Raw genomic sequence first — 747 nt, 5'->3', positions numbered from 1 at the left:
GCCCAATAACAAGGTATCTATCCAATCACTCCTTCCTCCAGTATACTGTTATAAAAAACAAACTGGAGGATTTTTTATGTCACAACCCATCGTCCCACTGACTCTTCCCAAATCGCGACGCTTTGAAAAGAAAAGTAGAAATAAGATTCTGATGAAGATTCGTCTCGAAAAAGTAGAACTCACATTCTTTCACTCTATCAACCAAGAGGTATTGGAAACAATCTTGGATAAGGTACTGTTCTATGACAATCCGGCTCAGTGATTTAGGTCAAGTCTACTTGGTTTGCGGGAAAACGGATATGCGACAAGGGATTGATTCTCTCGCCTACCTTGTCAAAAGTCAATTCAATCTGGATCCCTTCTCCGGTCAGGTCTATCTCTTCTGCGGAGGTCGAAAAGACCGATTCAAGGCTCTTTATTGGGATGGACAAGGATTTTGGTTATTGTATAAACGTTTTGAAAATGGGAAATTGACCTGGCCAAGCAATGAAGAAGAGGTCAAGGCTCTAACTTCCGAGCAGGTGGACTGGCTCATGAAGGGATTTTCTATCATCCCAAAAATAAATGTTTCAAAAAGTCGTGATTTCTATTGAAAACATGGCTTTTCTTTGTGTATAATGAAATAAAAAGAAGGAGATTGGTTATGTCATCACTAGAAAAAATTATTGAAACACAGTCAAAAACGATAGAGATGATGGCTAATGAACTCACTCTCCTTCGAGAACAGGTTGAGTATCTGAGACAGAA

The 747-nt window shown here is 39.4% G+C and carries 2 protein-coding genes and 1 pseudogene; all 3 read left to right on the top strand.

What is annotated here, in order from left to right; genetic code table 11:
- Positions 1–76 precede the first annotated feature (76 nt).
- Positions 77–262 (top strand): hypothetical protein, encoded by a 186-nt coding sequence (locus tag ACPC57_RS11580; protein ID WP_434067004.1) that lies wholly within the window; start codon positions 77–79, stop codon positions 260–262.
- Positions 243–593, top strand: a complete 351-nt coding sequence (tnpB, locus tag ACPC57_RS11575) for an IS66 family insertion sequence element accessory protein TnpB (protein ID WP_014295152.1) — start codon at positions 243–245, stop codon at positions 591–593. The genes ACPC57_RS11580 and tnpB overlap by 20 nt, the downstream gene beginning before the upstream one ends.
- A 50-nt stretch (positions 594–643) precedes the next feature.
- Positions 644–747: pseudogene (locus ACPC57_RS11570) on the top strand (transposase); the annotation flags it as partial.

Origin of the sequence: Streptococcus sp. VTCC 12886 (genome assembly GCF_049893425.1) — a bacterium.
Classification (GTDB): Bacteria; Bacillota; Bacilli; order Lactobacillales; family Streptococcaceae; genus Streptococcus; species Streptococcus suis_AA.
The sequence above is the reverse complement of the archived record's forward strand: the minus strand, read 5'-3'. Positions and strand labels throughout refer to the sequence as shown.

What these genes read in the sequence shown, in the direction of transcription:
- ACPC57_RS11580 (WP_434067004.1), top strand. Translation starts at nt 77, where the DNA reads ATGTCACAACCCATCGTCCCACTGACTCTTCCCAAATCGCGACGCTTT.
- tnpB (WP_014295152.1), top strand. Translation starts at nt 243, where the DNA reads ATGACAATCCGGCTCAGTGATTTAGGTCAAGTCTACTTGGTTTGCGGG.